The sequence below is a fragment of the Candidatus Brevundimonas colombiensis genome (assembly GCA_029202665.1).
Lineage (GTDB): Bacteria > Pseudomonadota > Alphaproteobacteria > Caulobacterales > Caulobacteraceae > Brevundimonas > Brevundimonas colombiensis.
Genome location: CP119326.1, coordinates 406,623 through 423,086, shown reverse-complemented (window position 1 = coordinate 423,086; position 16,464 = coordinate 406,623). Strand labels below are relative to the sequence as shown.

The window sequence follows — 16,464 nt, the reverse complement described above, 5'->3', positions numbered from 1 at the left end:
CTTGACCGACCCCGTCGATCCGTCCCGCATCGAGGCCGACGAGGCCCGGGTCGCCCTTGCCGGCGCCCGCTGGCGCGCGCGTTCGCGCCGGGTGAAACTGTATCGCCGGGTGCTGCCCGTCATCATCCTGGTGCTGGCGGGCGGCGTCCTGACCTGGACGGTGTTCCGCACCGTCATGTCGGGGGTGGAGCGCAAGGCCAGCCAGAGCCAGGAGGTGCGGCTGGACAGCCCGCTGTTCCACGGACAGGATTCGCAAGGCCGCGCCTTCACCGTCGGCGCCCAGGGCGCGGTGCGGGACCCCAATACCGGCAAGTTCCGCCTGATCGGCCCGGCGCTGAAGCTGAACCTGGGCGGACGCAAGGTGACGGAGCTGACCGCCGACGGCGGCGTCTATGACGAGCAGGGCAGGACGGTGACGATCGGACCGAACGTGCGGATTTCCGACGGCGGCACGGGCTTCATCCTGACCACGCCCGAGGCGGTGGTGAACACTGCGACCGGTGTGGTGACGGGTTCAAAGGGCGTTCAGGGTTCAGGCCCTATTGGAACCATCAACGCATCGTCCTATGCCATCTATGATCAGGGTCAGCGCGTGGTGTTCGATGGCGCGGGCGACAACAAGGTGAAGGGCGTGCTGACGCCCGCGGGTGCAGGCCGATGATGACGATGAAGATTTCCAAGGCCCTGGCGGCTGTCGCGGCTGTCGCGGTCGTCGCCCTGCCTGCGGTCGGGGACGCCCAGAGCCCCAACGCCGGGCGCGCCCAGGCGTCGAACCAGCCGGTGGCCTATGGCGCCGACTCGGTCGAATACGCGCCCAACCGGGTGATTCTGCGCGGCCGGGCCGAGGCGACCCAGGGCGGCAACCGTTTCCGCGCCGACACCCTGACCCTGGTCAGCAGCGACGGCGGCAGTCTGGAGCGGGCCGAGGCGGCGGGATCGGTCTATTTCGTCACCCCGGACCAGTCGATGCGCGGCGACCGCGCCGTCTATAATCTGGGCAATGGCGAGATCGTGGTGACCGGCAATGTCATCCTGACCCAAGGTCAGAACGTCCTGACCGGATCGCGGCTGGTCTATAATATCAACACCGAGACCGCCCGCATGGACGGCGCGCCGCGCGGCGCCGCCGGCAGCCGCGTGCAGGGCGTCTTTTATCCCAGCGGGAACTGAGGCCACTCGGCCTCGGGATCACTGATTTGGCGCGCAAGGAACTCTCCGCCCTGAACCTGGACGACCGGCCGGCGGCCGCGTCGCCGCCTGTCGTCTCGCCGGCCGAAAAGGGCCTGCGGGTCGTCAATATCGCGCGTTCCTTCGGGGCGCGGCAGGTGGTGCGCGACGTGTCCCTGACGGTGCAGCGGGGCGAGGTCGCGGGCCTTCTGGGGCCGAACGGGGCGGGCAAGACCACCTGTTTCTACATGATCACCGGCCTGATCCCGCCGGACTCGGGCTCGATCTGGCTGGACGGCGAGGACATCACCGGCCAGCCCATGTACCAGCGGGCGCGGATGGGCCTGGGCTATCTGGCGCAGGAAGCCTCCATCTTTCGCGGCATGACGGTCGAGAAGAACGTGCGCGCGGTGGTCGAGCTGAACTACCCCGCCGATCGGATCAAGGCCGAGACCGAACGGCTGCTGAACGAACTGCACATCGACCATCTGCGTCATGCGGCGGCGACGGCCCTGTCGGGCGGCGAGCGGCGGCGGGTGGAGATCGCGCGCGCCCTGGCCGGGCGGCCGTCCTTCATGCTGCTGGACGAACCCTTCGCCGGCATCGACCCCCTGGCCATCGCCGATATCCGCACCGTGATCCGCTATCTGGCCAGCCAGGGGATCGGGGTGCTGATCACCGACCATAATGTGCGCGAGACCCTGGACATCACCGACCGCGTCTCGATCATCTCCAACGGCGCGGTGCTGTTCGAAGGCACGTCGGACGAGGCGATCCACGACGCCGAGGTGCGCCGGGTCTATCTGGGCGAAAACTACGTCTGATCGCCCGCATCTCCTCCCCACGTGTGGGGAGGGGGACCACGAAGTGGTGGAGGGGTTTTCAATGTCCCACCGGCGCCTGCGATGCGGCGGACAGCCCCTCCGTCACGGCGCGAAGGCGCGCCGCGCCACCTCCCCATGAAATGGGGAGGAGACAAAAGCGCCGTTCGTCGGACGTTAACCGGTTAGGCGACATTCTGGCCCCAGCAAGTTCCGGGCCACTTCGGCCGCGGCGGCGGGATGCGGACGTGATCGGGCAGCGGTTAGAGGTCAGGCAGGGGCAGGGGCTGGTCATCACGCCCCAGCTGCAGCAGGCGATCAAGCTGCTGCAACTGTCCAATCTTGAGCTGGACGACTTCGTCGAACAGGAGCTGGAGCGCAATCCGCTGCTGCAGCGCGAGGAGCCGGAAGGCGAGACGCCCGAGACCGCCGAGCGGGCCGAGACCGGCGATGTCGAAATGACCTTCGGCGACGGGGTGGGCGAGGGCTCGGTCGCGGCGATGGACGCTGGATCGGACGACGTCTATGGCGACGCCGCGCCGGGCGAGCGCACCAGCGACCGGATGACCGACGAGGCCCAGCCCGGGCTGTCGGACTGGTCCAGCGCGGGCAAGGGCGGCCAGATGTTCGAGGGCGAAGGCGAACGGCCCGACACCCACGAGCTGACATTGTGGGAGCATCTTCAGGCCCAGGCGTCCTCGGCGGGGTTCACCGCGGCGGACCACGGCATCGCCCTGACCCTGATCGACGCCACGGACGAGGGCGGCTATCTGCGCGGCGAACTGGCCGAGTTCGCCGACCGTCTGGGCGTGCCGCTGGAACGGATCGAGACGGTGCTGAGCGTCTGTCACGGGTTCGAGCCGACGGGGATCATGGCGCGGTCGGTGCCGGAATGCCTCAAGCTGCAGCTGATCGAACGCAACCGGTTCGATCCGGCCATGGCGGGGCTGCTGGACAATCTGGACCTGTTGGCGCGGCGCGACCTGTCGGCCCTGCGCCGGGTGTGCGACGTGGACGGGGAAGACCTGGCCGAGATGATCGCCGAGCTGAAGGCGCTGACGCCGCGTCCGGGCGCGGGCTTCGGCGGGGAGCCGGCCCAGACGGTCGTGCCCGACGTGCATGTGCGGCCCGATCCGGCCGGCGGCTGGCGGGTCGAGCTGAACGCCGACACCCTGCCGCGTCTGCTGGTGGACAAGCGCTATCACGGCCTGGTCCAGGCGGGGGCGCGCTCCGACACGGAAAAGACGTTCGTCGCCGATTGCGCCGCCCAGGCCAACTGGCTGGTCAAGTCGCTGGATCAGCGGGCCAAGACCATATTGAAGGTGTCGTCCGAGATCGTGCGTCAGCAGGACGCCTTCTTCGCCTTCGGGGTGGAGTTTCTGCGGCCGCTGAATCTGAAGACGGTGGCGGACGCCATCGGCATGCACGAATCGACCGTCAGCCGCGTCACCTCGAACAAATATGTCGCCACGCCGCGCGGGGTGTTCGAGCTGAAATTCTTCTTCACCGCCGCCATCCAGTCGGTGGACGGCGCCTCCAGCCATTCGGCCGAAGCCGTCCGTCACAAGATCAAGACGATGATCGACGGCGAGGGCCTGGAGGGCGACGTTTTGTCCGACGACCGGATCGTCGAGATCCTGAAGGAGACCGGCATCGACATCGCCCGTCGAACGGTAGCCAAGTATCGGGAAGCCTTGAGGATTCCGTCCTCGGTGCAACGTCGGCGGATGCTGAAGACCGCCTGATAAGCTTCACCACAAAATGGTGATCCCGATTGACACCAAATCGGGTCGGGCGCGTTCTATCGACATGCAAGTCCAAGTCAGCGGCAAGCAAGTGGATGTCGGCGAAGCGTTAGGCTCGCGCATCTCCCAGGAACTCGAAGACGGGGTTGGAAAATACTTCGCCCGCGGCGGCGATGGCGCCGAAGTCGTGGTGTCCAAGGACGGCCACAACTTCAAGGTGGATTGTTGGGTTCGACTGGCGTCTGGCCAGACGCTGGTGACGACCGGGTTCGGCGGCGACGCCCATTCGGCCTTCACCGAGGCGCTGGACCGGCTGGAAACACGGGTGCGTCGCTATAAGCGTCGCCTGAAGGATCACCATATCGGGCCCAAGGGTCTGTCGCCCGAGAAGACCGAAAACGCCGCCCGCGAAGTCGCCCGCAGCATCGTGCTGCGGGACCCCGACACCGTGGAGGATGACGTCTTCGGCGATGCGAACGAGAACGACGGCCCGCCGCCGCTCGGCATGGTGATCGCCGAAACCGAACACGAAATCCGCACCATCACGGTGGGGCGCGCGGTGCTGGAGCTGGACATGACCGGCTATCCGGTCGTGCTGTTCCGCAATGCGGCCCACGGCGGTCTGGCGGTCGTCTATCGCCGTCCGGACGGCAATGTGGGCTGGATCGACCCGGAACGCACGGCGGTCGGCGGCAAGACCAACGGCGCGCACGTGAACGCTGATAAGGCCGATGGGGCCACGACCGAAGCCGCCGTGAATTGACGGCATGGTTTGACTTCGGCGCGGGAGCCTCTAAACGGGCGCCCGCGCCGTTGTATGCGTAATCGAGGGTTGTCTGATGGACATCGGTGATTTGCTCGCGCCCAAGGGCGTCGTGCTGCGCGGGGGAGCGTCGTCAAAACGCCAGGCCCTGCACGCCCTGTCCGAGGCGGCCTCGCACGCCCTGGGCGTCGACGACGCCAAGGTGTTCGATGCCCTGATGGAGCGTGAGGCGCTGGGCTCGACCGGCCTGGGGTCGGGGGTGGCGGTGCCGCACGCGCGTCTGGCCGAAATCGACAAGGTCATGGCGGTGTTCGTGCGGCTGGATACGCCGGTGGCCTATGATGCGGTGGACGACCGACCGGTGGATCTGATCTTCGGCCTGTTCGCGCCGCCCAAGGCGGGGGCCGAACATCTGCGCGCCCTGGCGGCCGTGTCGCGCGCCCTGCGCTCGCCCGAACTGCGCGAACAACTGCGCAAGGCGCACACGCCCGACGCGGTGCGGGCGCTGTTCGTCAAGGATAAGGCGGCGACCGCCGCCTGAGGCGCGTTTTCGCCCTTGTCAGTGAACCGAAACCGGCTCCAGCTCGTGCGCCACGGCGGCGGCGAAGGCGGTGTCGCGGTCGATCATGACCGCCAGACGCTCGCCATCCGCGCTATGGACGGCATACAGGGACTGGCCGGGATCGATGTCCACGTCCTTGATCTGAACCGCCTCGTCCAGCAGGTCGGACGCCTTGATCTCGCGCACATAAACGAGGTCAGGGGCGCCCAGGCCGGCGAAATCTTCCTTGGTCATGGTCATTGGCGTCATTAAGACCGCCTCCTTTGATTTGACAACGCCCGGATCGTCGGGCGGTTCGAACGGCCGCCGCTTTCAGCCGGCCGTGATGGGAATGCGCCGCACCTGTCGCTCGGCCTCGGGCCGGACCAGATCGACATGCAGCAGGCCGTGCTCCAGCCGGGCGCCGGACACCTCCAGCCCGTCGGCCAGGACGAAGCTGCGCACGAAACTGCGCGAGGCGATGCCCCGGTGCAGGAAGGTCTGGTCGCCCCCCGATCCCGATTTGCCCGCATCGTCACGCTTGCCGGCGATGGTCAGTTGGCGGCCGTCCAGGGTGATGGCCAGTTCGTCGGGCGAAAAGCCCGCGACGGCCAGACTGATCCGCACGCCCGCATCGCCGATCTGCTCGACATTATAGGGCGGATAGCTCTCGGCCGCCGCCTTGGCGGCGCGGTCGATCAGGGCGCGGGTATGATCGAAGCCCAACAGGAACGGGCTGTCGAACAGGATGGTGCGCGTCGTCGTCATCTGGGGTCCTTGGAGAAAGCGACCGGCGAAGGCGTCTCCCGCAATCGGCAAGACGCTCCGTCACAGATGAAGATGGGGGCGGACGCGGGCGGGATCAACCAGCGGCCGGGGGTCCGGCCCTCGGGTCGCCCCCGAGGATGACGGACGGGACGAAGACGCCCTAGTGGATGGCTTCGCCATGCTGGGTGTAGTCCAGCCCCTCGACCTCCTGGTCCCTGGTGACGCGCAGACCCGTGGTGAACCTGCAGATCATCAGGACGACGAAGGTGCCGAACGCGCTCCAGACGATGACGCCGGCCAGGCCGACGGCCTGTTTCCACACCGTCGCGCCGTCCGACAGGGCGTTGACGGTGGTGGTGGCGAAGACGCCGGTCAGCAGGGCGCCGACGATGCCGCCGATCCCGTGCACGCCGAAGGCGTCCAGGCTGTCGTCGTATTTCAGCGCGTGTTTCAGCCAGACCGCGCCCGCATAGCAGGCGGGACCGCCGATCAGGCCGATGAAGAAGGCGCCCTTGGGATCGACGAAGCCGGCGGCGGGGGTGATGGCGACCAGACCGCCGACGATCCCGGACAGAAGGCCCAGCAGGGTCGGACGCTTGCGGTCGAACCATTCGATCGTCATCCAGCCCAGGGCGGCGGCCCCGGCGGCGAGAAGGGTGTTGAAGGCGGCGACGGCGGCCAGGGCGTCGGCCGCACCCGCGGACCCGGCGTTGAAGCCCAGCCAGCCGACCAGCAGCAGACCCGTGCCGATGGCGCTATAGATCAGGTTGGCCGGGGCCATGTTGTCGCGCCCGAACCCGTGACGCGGCCCCAGCACCAGGGCGCAGACCAGGCCGGCGACGCCTGCATTGACGTGGACCACCGCCCCGCCCGCGAAATCCAGCACGCCGAGATGGCCCAGCCAGCCGCCGCCCCAGACCTGGTGACAGATGGGCGCATAGACGATCAGGTGCCACAGACCGAAGAACAGCAGGCTGGCCGAGAACTTCATCCGCTCTGCGAAGGCGCCGGCGATCAGGGCCGGGGTGATGATGGCAAAGGTCATCTGGAAGCTGACGAACAGCAGTTCGGGCAGGCCGGGCAGCAGGGCGTTGGCCGTCTGCATCGTCACCCCGTTCAGGAAGGCCGCCTGAACCCCGCCGATCAGGCCGTTGATCGCGTCCGGCCCATGACTGAACGACAGGGAATAGCCGACCAGGAACCACAGCACCGAGACGATGGCGAAGGCCGCCGCCGACTGGGCGACGACGCTGATGATGTTCTTCTTCCTGACCATGCCGCCGTAGAACAGCGCCAGCCCCGGCAGGGTCATCAGCAGAACCAGAGCCGTGGAGGTCAGGATCCAGGCCGTCGCCGCCGCGTCCAGGACCAGCGGCGCCTGGTGGGCCAGAAGGGCGGGCGCGGCCAAGGCCGGCCACGCCGCGAACGCCGCCCCCACGGCAAGACATGCGGCGAGGGCGGCGGTTCGGTTCATGCGGCGGTCTCGGGCAGGAGAGAGGAAAACCAGGTCAGGCGGAGGTCTTGAGCCGTTCCGTCCGGGCGACGATTTCGGTCAGGGGCGCGATGCGGACGAAGCGTTGCAGGCTGGCGTCCCAGTCGTTCAGCAGGCGCCGCGCCAGGGGCGAGGCGGTCGCCGCCAGATGGGCCTCGATCAGGCCCTTCAGACGGTCGGCCGCCGCATCGTCCAGATCGGCGACGCCTGCCAGGTCGCCGTTCAGCGCCCGTTCGGCATGACCGGGCTGGTCCAGCACGAACAGCTCGCCGCCGCTCATGCCCGCCGCCAGGTTCCAACCGACCGGACCCAGAACCACCACGCGGCCGCCGGTCATATATTCGCAGCCGTGCGCGCCCAGACCCTCGACCACGGCCTCGGCGCCCGAGTTCCTGACCGCGAACCGCTCGCCCGCCGCACCGGCCACGAACAGGCGGCCGGAGGTGGCGCCGTACAGCGTGGTGTTGCCGCAGATCAGCTGATCCTCGCGCCATTCGGGAGTGCGGACCGAAATCTCGGCGCCCGACAGACCCTTGCCGACATAGTCGTTGGCCTCGCCCGTCAGGTGCAGTTCCAGACCCTTGGCGGCGAATGCGCCGAAGCTCTGGCCCGCGATGCCTTCCAGATGCAGCTTCAGCCGCCCGGCAGGCCCCTGCGCCCCGAAGCGTCGCACGATGGCGGACGACAGGGCGGCGCCGACCGTGCGCTGGGTGTTGTTCAGCGGATAGGACAGCTCCAGCGTCTGGCCCCGGTCCAGGAAGCGGACGGCGTCCTTCAGCACGCGCGCGTCCAGGCTCTCGGCGATGGGCTTGCGGGCCGTCTTGTCGGCCCATTTGCCCGCCGCGCCCTCGTCCACCTGAACCAGCAGGGGGTTCAGGTCCAGGTCGTCCAGATGCGAGCCGCCGCGACGCACCTGACGCAACAGGTCGGTGCGGCCGATGATCTCGTCCATCGTCCGGGCGCCGATGGAGGCCAGGATTTCGCGCGTCTCCTCGGCGATGAAGGTGAACAGGTTGACGACCTTGTCCGGGGTGCCGGTGAACTTCTCGCGCAGGCGCTCGTCCTGGGAGCAGACGCCGACGGGGCAGGTGTTGGAATGGCACTGGCGCACCATCAGACAGCCCATGGCGATCAGGGCGGCGGTGCCGACCCCATATTCCTCGGCCCCCAGCATGGCGGCGATGACCACGTCGCGGCCCGTGCGGACCCCGCCGTCGGTCCTCAGCGTGACCGAGCTGCGCAGATTGTTCAGCGTCAGCACCTGATGGGCCTCGGCCAGACCGATCTCCCACGGCAGGCCCGCGTGTTTGATCGAGGTCTGGGGCGAGGCGCCGGTGCCGCCGTTGTGGCCGGCGATCAGGATGGCGTCGGCATTGGCCTTGGCCACCCCGGACGCAATGGCGCCGATGCCCGAGGCGGACACCAGTTTCACCGTCACCCGCGCATCGGGGTTGATGGCCTTCAGGTCGTAGATGAGCTGGGCCAGGTCCTCGATCGAATAGATGTCGTGGTGCGGCGGCGGACTGATCAGGGTGGCGCCGGGCACGGCGTGGCGCATCCGGGCGATGAACTCGGTGACCTTGAAGCCGGGCAGCTGGCCGCCCTCGCCGGGCTTGGCGCCCTGGGCCACCTTGATCTCGATCTCGCGGCACTGGTTCAGATATTCGGCGGTGACGCCGAACCGGCCGGACGCCACCTGTTTGACCGCCGAATTGGCGTCGTCGCCGTTCGGGCGGGGGTGATAGCGTTCGGGATCCTCGCCGCCCTCGCCCGAGACCGAACGCGCGCCGATGCGGTTCATGGCGATGTTCAGCGTCTCGTGCGCCTCTGGCCCCAGGGCGCCCAGCGACATGGCCTGGGTCAGGAAGCGGCGGCGGATGTCCGACACGCTCTCGACCTGGTCCAGCGGGATCGCCACGCCTTCGCGGAAGTCCAGCAGGTCGCGTAAGGAAAGGTCGGCCTGGGCGCGGACGACCTCCGAGAACTGCTTGAACCGGCGGTAGTCGCCGCGGTTGCAGGCGTCCTGCAGCAGGTGGATGGTCTTGGCCTCATGCGCGTGGGCCTCGCCGCCCGCGCGAATCTTGAAGAAGCCGCCGATGGCGGGCGAGGGGACGGCCTCGCCCCAGGCCACCTTGTGCCGCTTCATCGCCGCCTGCTCCAGACCGGCTAAACCGATGCCGGAGATGCGCGACGGGGCGCCGGGGAAGAACTCGGCCGTAAGCGCCCGCGACAGACCCAGCACCTCGAACTCGCAGCCGCCGCGATAGGCGGAGATGACGCTGATCCCCTTGCGGGCCAGGGTCTTCAGCAGGCCCGCCTCGATGCCGGCCTTGTAGTTCAGGCAGGCGTCGCGCAGCGTCAGGCCGGGATACAGGCCCCGGTCCAGACGCTCCTGGAACAGGTCCTGGGCCAGCCAGGCGTTGACGGTGGTGGCGCCCACCCCGACCAGGACGGCGAATCCGTGCGGGTCCAGCGTCTCGGCCGTGCGAACCACGATGGAGCAGTAGGAGCGCAGACCCGCACTGGTCAGGCGGCCGTGAACCCCGGCGGTGGCCAGGATCATCGGCGCGGCCAGACGATCCGCCGACCCGTGCTGGTCGGTCAGGACGATCAGGGCGGCGCCGTCGCGGGCGGCGGCCTCGGCCTCGTCCATGATCCGGTCGAGCGCGGCGCGCAGGCCCGCGCCGGGGCGGGCCTGGTCTGACGGCGCGTCATAGCTGCAGTCGATCACCCCGGTCGAACCGGCGCCGACCGTCTCGACCATCCGCTCGTACATGCCGTTGGTCAGGACGGGGCTGTCCAGAACGAAGACGTCGGTCTGGGCCTCTTCCTCGGCCAGGATATTGCCCAGGTTCTTGAACCGGGTCTTCAGGCTCATGGCCCCCGCTTCGCGCAGGGGGTCGATGGGCGGGTTCGTCACCTGCGAGAAGTTCTGGCGGAAATAGTGGCTCAGCGGACGCGGCAGGGCCGACAGGACGGCGGGCGGGGCGTCGTCGCCCATGGAGCCGACCGCCTCCTTGCCGTCGCGCACCAGGGCGTCCAGCAGCAGGTCCAGATCCTCGCGGCTGTATCCGGCGGCGATCTGACGGCGGGTCAGGGCTTCGCCGGAAACCGAGCGCGGTTCCGGGCCGGGGCCGATGATCGGCTCCAGATCGATCATATTGTCCAGCCACTCGGTATAGGGGTGGGCGGCGGACAGGGCGTCGATGGCCTCATGCTCGTCATAGACGCGGCCATGCTTCAGATCGACGGCGATCAGCTTGCCGGGGCCGATGTGCAGGCGGCGCTTCACCCGGCTCTCGGGAATCGGCACCAGACCGGCCTCGGACCCGGCCATCAGCAGACCGTCGACGGTCTCGACGGCGCGCAGGGGACGCAGGCCGTTGCGGTCCTTGCCCGCCACGATCCAGCGGCCGTCGGCGGCGCAGATGGCGGCCGGGCCGTCCCACGGCTCCATCACCGCATTGCAATAGGCGTAGAAGGCCCGGTTCTCGGCGGGCATGACCACATCGTCCTTGGCCCAGGCTTCGGGGATCAGCAGGGCCTTGGCCATCGGCGCGGGGCGACCGGCGTGGACCAGCACCTCCATGACGTTGTCGAGCGCGGCAGAGTCCGATCCACCCGGCTGGACCACCGGCTTCACCTCGCGGTCGCGATCCCCGAAGGCCTGAGCGGCCATGCGGATCTCGTGCGACTTCATCCAGTTCAGATTGCCCTTCAGCGTGTTGATCTCGCCGTTGTGGGCCAACATGCGGAAGGGCTGGGCCAGCTTCCATTCGGGGAAGGTGTTGGTCGAATAGCGCTGGTGGAAGACGGCGTAGGCCGAGACGAAGCGCGGGTCCTCCAGGTCGGGATACAGGTCGCCCAGCAGTTCGGCGCGCACCATGCCCTTGTAGGCGATGGAGCGGGCGGACAGGGTGCAGATATAGACGGCGGCCAGGTTCTCGGTCTTGACCGTCTTTTCGATGCGGCGGCGGCACAGATACAGTTCGCGCTCCAGCGCCTCGCCGTCCAGCGGTTGGCCTGCGTCGTCCAGCGGCGGGGCCAGCATGATCTGTTCGATCTCGGGCCGGGTCGCGCCGGCCTTGGTTCCGACGACCGACAGGTCGATGGGTGTCTGGCGCCAGCCATAGATCCAGAAGCCGGCGCGCAGGGCCTCGGTCTCGACGATGGCGCGGGCGCGGTCCTGGGCGCCCAGATCGGTGCGCGGCAGGAAGACCTGGCCGACGCAGATCGGGCCGGGACGCAGGGACTGGCCGATGGAGGCCACCTGCTCGGCGAAGAAGCCCTGCGGCAGTTCGGCCATGATGCCCGCGCCGTCGCCCGACAGGCCGTCGGGATCGACCGCGCCCCGGTGGGCCACGGCCTTCAGGCTGCGGATCGCATAGTCGACCACGTCGCGGCGCGGCGTGCCGTCGATGGAGCAGACCAGGCCCACGCCGCAGGCGTCGCGCTCTGAGCTGCGATCATAGGCGTTGGCGGCTTCCAGCCGGTCGCGGGTTTTGGTGTAGGTGTCTAACCAGGTCATAAGCTTACCCAACCCATCCGCTCATCCCCGCGAAGGCGGGGAGCCAGTGCTGTCGCGAGGCGCCGGCGTCAGGGATAAAAATCGTTGATCCGTCTGCTCCGTCGGAGCGCCCAAAGAACTGGGTCCCCGCCTTCGCGGGGATGAGCGGAAGTTTGAGGAAGGTCATGCCGCGACCTCCTCGATGCGGGTCTTGAAGTGGCGGTCGATCTCGGCGGCGGCGTCCTGGCCTTCGCGGACGGCCCAGACGACCAGGGAGGCGCCGCGCACCGCGTCGCCAGCGGCGAAGACGCCGGGCAGGCTGGTGGCGAAGCTGACGGCGCCGACCTTGATCGTGCCGTCGTCGCGCAGGCGAAGATCGGGTTCGTGCGCCGCGAACGGCTCGGGCGAAAAGCCCAGGGCCTCGATGACGATGTCGGCGGGAATGTCGAAGTCGGCGCCGGGAACGGGCACGATGTCGCGACGCTGGCCGGGGGCGGCCTCGGTCAGCTGCATCCGCGCGGCGCGGACGCCGGTGACGGCATCGCCTTGCGACAGCAGGGCCTTGGGCGCGCCCAGCCATTCGAAGACGACGCCTTCCTCCTCGGCGTTGATGACCTCGCGGGCCGAGCCGGGCATGTTCTCGCGGTCGCGGCGATAAAGGCAGGTGACGCTGGCCGCGCCCTGACGGATGGCGGTGCGGACGCAGTCCATGGCGGTGTCGCCGCCGCCGATCACGACCACCCGCTTGCCGCGCGCCTCGTGCCAGCCGTCCTGTTCGGCGTCGCCCAGGTCGCGGCGGTTCTGATGCGTCAGATAGGACAGGGCCTCGACCGTCGAATCCGGCCCGCGACCGGGCGCCGACAGGATGCGCGGCTGATAGACGCCCATGGCCAGAAGCACGACGTCGTGGCGATCCCGCAACTCGGTCAGGGTCACGTCCTTGCCGATCTCGCAGTCCAGCACGAAGCGGACGCCGCCCTCGGCCAGACGATCCACGCGGCGCTGGACGACGTGCTTCTCCAGCTTGAAGCCGGGGATGCCGTAGATCAGCAGTCCGCCCGCGCGGTCGTGCCGGTCATAGACCGTGACCTGATAGCCTTCTGAGCGCAGGCGGTCGGCGGCGGCCAGGCCGGCCGGACCCGCGCCGACGATCCCCACGGTCTCGCCGCGTTCGGCGGCGGGGCGGATGGGTTCGACCCAGCCCTTCTCCCATGCCTGATCGCCCAGCCAGGCCTCGACCGAGCCGATGGTCACGGCGTCCCAGCCGGACTGGTTCAGGGTGCAGCCGCCCTCGCACAGCCGGTCCTGCGGGCAGATGCGGCCACAGATTTCGGGCATGGTCGAAGTCTGGGACGACAGACGCCAGGCCTCGCGCGCCTCGTTCTCGGCCGACAGACGCAGCCAGTCGGGGATGTTGTTCTGAAGCGGGCAGGCGTTCTGGCAGAACGGCACGCCGCAGTCGGTGCAGCGCGACGCCTGTTTCTCGGCCGTCTCGGTCGAAGGCGGAATCGTGATCTCTCCGAAACCGCGCGCGCGCAGTTCGGCCGAGGCCTTGGACAGGCGGCGGGGTTCGACGACGAATGTCCCGCCTTGCTTCAGGGTCTTATGCATGTCTCGCATATGCCGCAAAGGAAGCCTGATGGGCAAATATTATTGCCGCGAGCCGTTCTCAACGAGAAAGAAAGAATAAATAATCCAATATCGGACGTTTCTTCGTCAGAAGATGCCGATTTTGAGGGGTTGCAGTGCAACAGTGTTTGGTTCCGCCCTGCGACATAAGGAACCGGCCGTCGCGCCAAGCGTTGCCGAACCTGCAATCAGCAGGAGAGGCGCGATCATGCCACGATGGACAACCCCCGTTGGACTGGGAGGGTGGTTGACGCTGCTTCTCGGCCTGCTTCTGGCCGTGATCGGCCTGGTTCTGACCGTGGGCGGGGTCCAGCTCGCCGCACTGGGCGGCTCCTGGTACTATCTTCTGGCGGGCCTGGCGCTGATCGCGTCAGGCTTTTTCCTTGTCTATCGCGACGTGCGCGGGGCCTGGATCTATGGCGCCACCTTCCTTCTCACCCTGGTCTGGGCGTTGTGGGAGAAGGGTCTGAACGGCTGGGCCATGATCCCGCGCCTGGTCGGGCCGCTGGTGCTGATGTTCCTGGTCCTGGCGACCCTGCCCGTGCTGCGCCCCGGTCGGGGCGGCGGCCGAAAGGCCGGCGTCGGCGCCCTGGGTCTGGCGGTGCTGACGGTGGTGTTCGGTCTGGTGGTCGGCCAGATCAACAGGTCCGGCGTCGACAGTCCCGTGCCTGGCGCGCGTGGTCCCTTCGGCGATCCCGCCCTGATCAAGGCCGGGGCGGACTGGCCCGCCTATGGCGGATCGGAGGCCGCCCAGCGCTTTTCGCCGCTGAACCAGATCAACAAGGACAATGTGGGCCAGCTGGAACGCGCCTGGACCTTCCGCACCGGCGACCTGCCGGGTCAGCGGTTCGGGGCCGAAACCACGCCGCTGAAGATCGCCGACACCATCTATCTGTGTTCGGCGCGCAACAAGATGTTCGCCCTGGACGCCAACACCGGCAAGCAGAAATGGACCTATGATCCCAAGGTGCCGGACGATCAGATCCCCTATACGGCCGCGTGCCGGGGGGTGACCTACTACGCCGTGCCCAACGCCGATCAGGCCCAGCCCTGCGCGACCCGCCTGATCGAAGGCACGCTGGACGGCCGCATCATCGCCGTGGACGCCCGGACGGGCGTGCCTTGCCCCGCCTTCGGGACCAATGGGTCGGTCAGCATCAAGGAAGGGATGGGCAACCCCTATCCCGGCATGGTGTCGATCACCTCTCCCCCCGTCATCGTGCGCGGGATCATCGTCACCGGCCACCAGGTTCTGGACGGCCAGAAGCGCTGGAATGCGTCGGGCGTGATCCAGGGCTATGACGCCGTGACGGGTCAGATGCGCTTCGCCTGGGACATGATGCGTCCCGAAACCACCACCACGCCGCCAGCGGGCGAGACCTACACCCCCGGCACGCCCAACATGTGGACGACGGCGACGGGCGACGAGGCCCTGGGCCTTGTCTATCTGCCGATGGGCAACTCGGCCGCCGACTATTATTCGTCGCTGCGCCGACCGCAGGAGGACCAGTATTCCAGCGCCCTGGTCGCGCTGGACGTCACGACCGGCAAGCCCCGCTGGCGCTATCAGACGGTGCGCCGCGACGTCTGGGACTATGACCTGGGGTCGCAGGTGACGCTGGTCGACATGCCGACGGCGGGCGGGGTGACGCCGGCGGTGATCCTGCCGTCCAAGCGCGGCGAGATTTTCGTGCTGGATCGCCGCACGGGTCAGCCCCTGCACGGGGTTCAGGATCGCGCCGTCCCCGGCGGCGGGGTCGAGCCGGCCCAGCGCGCCCGCACCCAGCCCTATTCGCTGTTCAACACCCTGGCCAAGCCCGATCTGCGCGAAGCCGACATGTGGGGGATGTCGCCGATCGACCAGATGATCTGCCGCATCCAGTTCAAGAAGGCATCTTATCAGGGTCAGTTCACCGCCCCGACGGCCGATCGCCGCTTCATCGAATATCCGGGCTACAATGGCGGTTCGGACTGGGGCAGCGTGGCGCTGGACCCGCGTCGTGGCGTGATCATCGCCAACTATAACGACATGCCCAACTACAACCGGCTGGTGCCCCGCGCCGAGGCCGACAAGCTGGGCTGGTTCCCGCGCGACGACCCCCGCTACATCGCCCGCGAGAAGGAACTGGCCAACCGGGGCGGCAGCCTGTCCAAGGCCGAGGGCGCGGGCGACCCGCAGATGGGCGTGCCCTATGCGATCGACGTGAACGCCGGCTGGCGGATGCCCTTCACCGGCCTGCTGTGCAAGGAGCCTCCCTATGGCGGCATCCGCGCCATCGACGTGCAGAGCGGCAAGACCCTGTGGGACCGTCCGTTCGGCACGGCGCGCAAGAACGGGCCGTTCGGCATTCCCTCGATGCTGCCGCTGGAGATCGGCACGCCGAACAACGGCGGCTCGGTGGTCACGGCGGGCGGGCTGATCTTCATCGCCGCGGCGACCGACGACCTGATCCGCGCCATCGACATCGAGACCGGCAAGACCGTCTGGTCCGACGTCCTGCCCGCGGGCGGCCAGGCCAACCCGATGATCTATGAGCAGAACGGCCGCCAGTATCTGGTGATCGTCGCGGCGGGTCATCACTTCATGGAGACGCCGGAGGGCGACTACGTCATCGCTTATGCTCTGCCGCAACGCGGTTGAGTTCACGCGCTGAATCTCCCTCCCCTGCGGGGGAGGGTGGTCGCGCCAGCGACCGGGTGGGGGCGGCTCGGAAACGAGCCGCCTTTTCTCGTTTTAGAAATGCCTGGCCGGGCCGCCCCCACCCGACCTCGCCTTCGGCTCAGCCACCCTCCCCGAGCGGGGAGGGAAAGGCGAATGTCAGAGTTCGACGTAGGCGATGTGATCCGCTTCGCTTTGCCATTCTTCGAAAACGGCAAAAGGCTCCGACACTCGCATCGCCTTGGTCGGCACGCTCTTGTCGCCCTGCATATCGTGTCGAATCTCGTCGCCGACACGCAGGGTCGAGGCTTCCCCTATCTCCAGCGGGATGGTGATCTCGCCCTCTGATGTCACTCGGCTTGTGATCATGTT

13 protein-coding genes are annotated in these 16,464 nt (G+C 68.1%); 7 read left to right on the top strand and 6 right to left on the bottom strand.

From position 1 onward, the window contains the following. Position 1: 1 nt before the first annotated feature. The 6 genes from lptC to P0Y50_01880 all read left to right on the top strand — a co-directional run bounded on the left by lptC (position 2) and on the right by P0Y50_01880 (position 5,037). Entirely contained in the window at positions 2-661 is a 660-nt protein-coding gene (gene lptC, locus P0Y50_01905) for an LPS export ABC transporter periplasmic protein LptC (GenBank protein WEK40383.1), read from the top strand. After that, a complete protein-coding gene (locus P0Y50_01900; protein WEK40382.1) occupies positions 658-1,170 on the top strand; it encodes an LptA/OstA family protein in 513 nt (170 codons plus the stop codon). The genes lptC and P0Y50_01900 overlap by 4 nt, the downstream gene beginning before the upstream one ends. Positions 1,171-1,196: 26 nt before the next feature. Beyond that, complete coding sequence (gene lptB, locus P0Y50_01895; protein ID WEK40381.1) at positions 1,197-1,991, top strand: LPS export ABC transporter ATP-binding protein; 795 nt, start codon at positions 1,197-1,199, stop codon at positions 1,989-1,991. 245 nt (positions 1,992-2,236) lie between these two features. Continuing rightward, positions 2,237-3,733: an RNA polymerase factor sigma-54 gene (rpoN, locus tag P0Y50_01890; GenBank protein WEK40380.1), complete on the top strand. Its 1,497-nt coding sequence runs from the start codon at positions 2,237-2,239 to the stop codon at positions 3,731-3,733. A gap of 64 nt (positions 3,734-3,797) precedes the next feature. Continuing rightward, positions 3,798-4,496, top strand: a complete 699-nt coding sequence (gene raiA, locus P0Y50_01885) for a ribosome-associated translation inhibitor RaiA (protein ID WEK40379.1) — start codon at positions 3,798-3,800, stop codon at positions 4,494-4,496. Positions 4,497-4,572: 76 nt separating this feature from the next. Then, positions 4,573-5,037 (top strand): PTS sugar transporter subunit IIA, encoded by a 465-nt coding sequence (locus P0Y50_01880; protein ID WEK40378.1) that lies wholly within the window; start codon positions 4,573-4,575, stop codon positions 5,035-5,037. Between the two features lie 18 nt (positions 5,038-5,055). Here the strand turns inward: P0Y50_01880 and P0Y50_01875 are convergent, their stop codons facing one another. The 5 genes from P0Y50_01875 to P0Y50_01855 all read right to left on the bottom strand — a co-directional run bounded on the left by P0Y50_01875 (position 5,056) and on the right by P0Y50_01855 (position 13,415). After that, complete coding sequence (locus P0Y50_01875) at positions 5,056-5,307, bottom strand: DUF1150 domain-containing protein (protein WEK40377.1); 252 nt, start codon at positions 5,305-5,307, stop codon at positions 5,056-5,058. 63 nt (positions 5,308-5,370) lie between these two features. After that, entirely contained in the window at positions 5,371-5,805 is a 435-nt protein-coding gene (locus tag P0Y50_01870; GenBank protein WEK40376.1) for an Hsp20 family protein, read from the bottom strand. Positions 5,806-5,965: 160 nt separating this feature from the next. Further along, positions 5,966-7,279, bottom strand: coding sequence for an ammonium transporter (locus P0Y50_01865; GenBank protein ID WEK40375.1), 1,314 nt, complete (start codon positions 7,277-7,279; stop codon positions 5,966-5,968). A gap of 34 nt (positions 7,280-7,313) precedes the next feature. After that, positions 7,314-11,825 (bottom strand): glutamate synthase large subunit, encoded by a 4,512-nt coding sequence (gene gltB / locus P0Y50_01860; protein WEK40374.1) that lies wholly within the window; start codon positions 11,823-11,825, stop codon positions 7,314-7,316. Between the two features lie 162 nt (positions 11,826-11,987). Then, positions 11,988-13,415, bottom strand: coding sequence for an NAD(P)-dependent oxidoreductase (locus P0Y50_01855; GenBank protein ID WEK40373.1), 1,428 nt, complete (start codon positions 13,413-13,415; stop codon positions 11,988-11,990). 265 nt (positions 13,416-13,680) lie between these two features. Between P0Y50_01855 and P0Y50_01850 the strand changes: the two genes are divergently transcribed. Further along, positions 13,681-16,074 (top strand): membrane-bound PQQ-dependent dehydrogenase, glucose/quinate/shikimate family, encoded by a 2,394-nt coding sequence (locus P0Y50_01850; GenBank protein WEK40372.1) that lies wholly within the window; start codon positions 13,681-13,683, stop codon positions 16,072-16,074. Between the two features lie 177 nt (positions 16,075-16,251). Here the strand turns inward: P0Y50_01850 and P0Y50_01845 are convergent, their stop codons facing one another. Beyond that, positions 16,252-16,461, bottom strand: coding sequence for a transcriptional regulator (locus P0Y50_01845; GenBank protein ID WEK40371.1), 210 nt, complete (start codon positions 16,459-16,461; stop codon positions 16,252-16,254). Positions 16,462-16,464 lie beyond the last annotated feature (3 nt).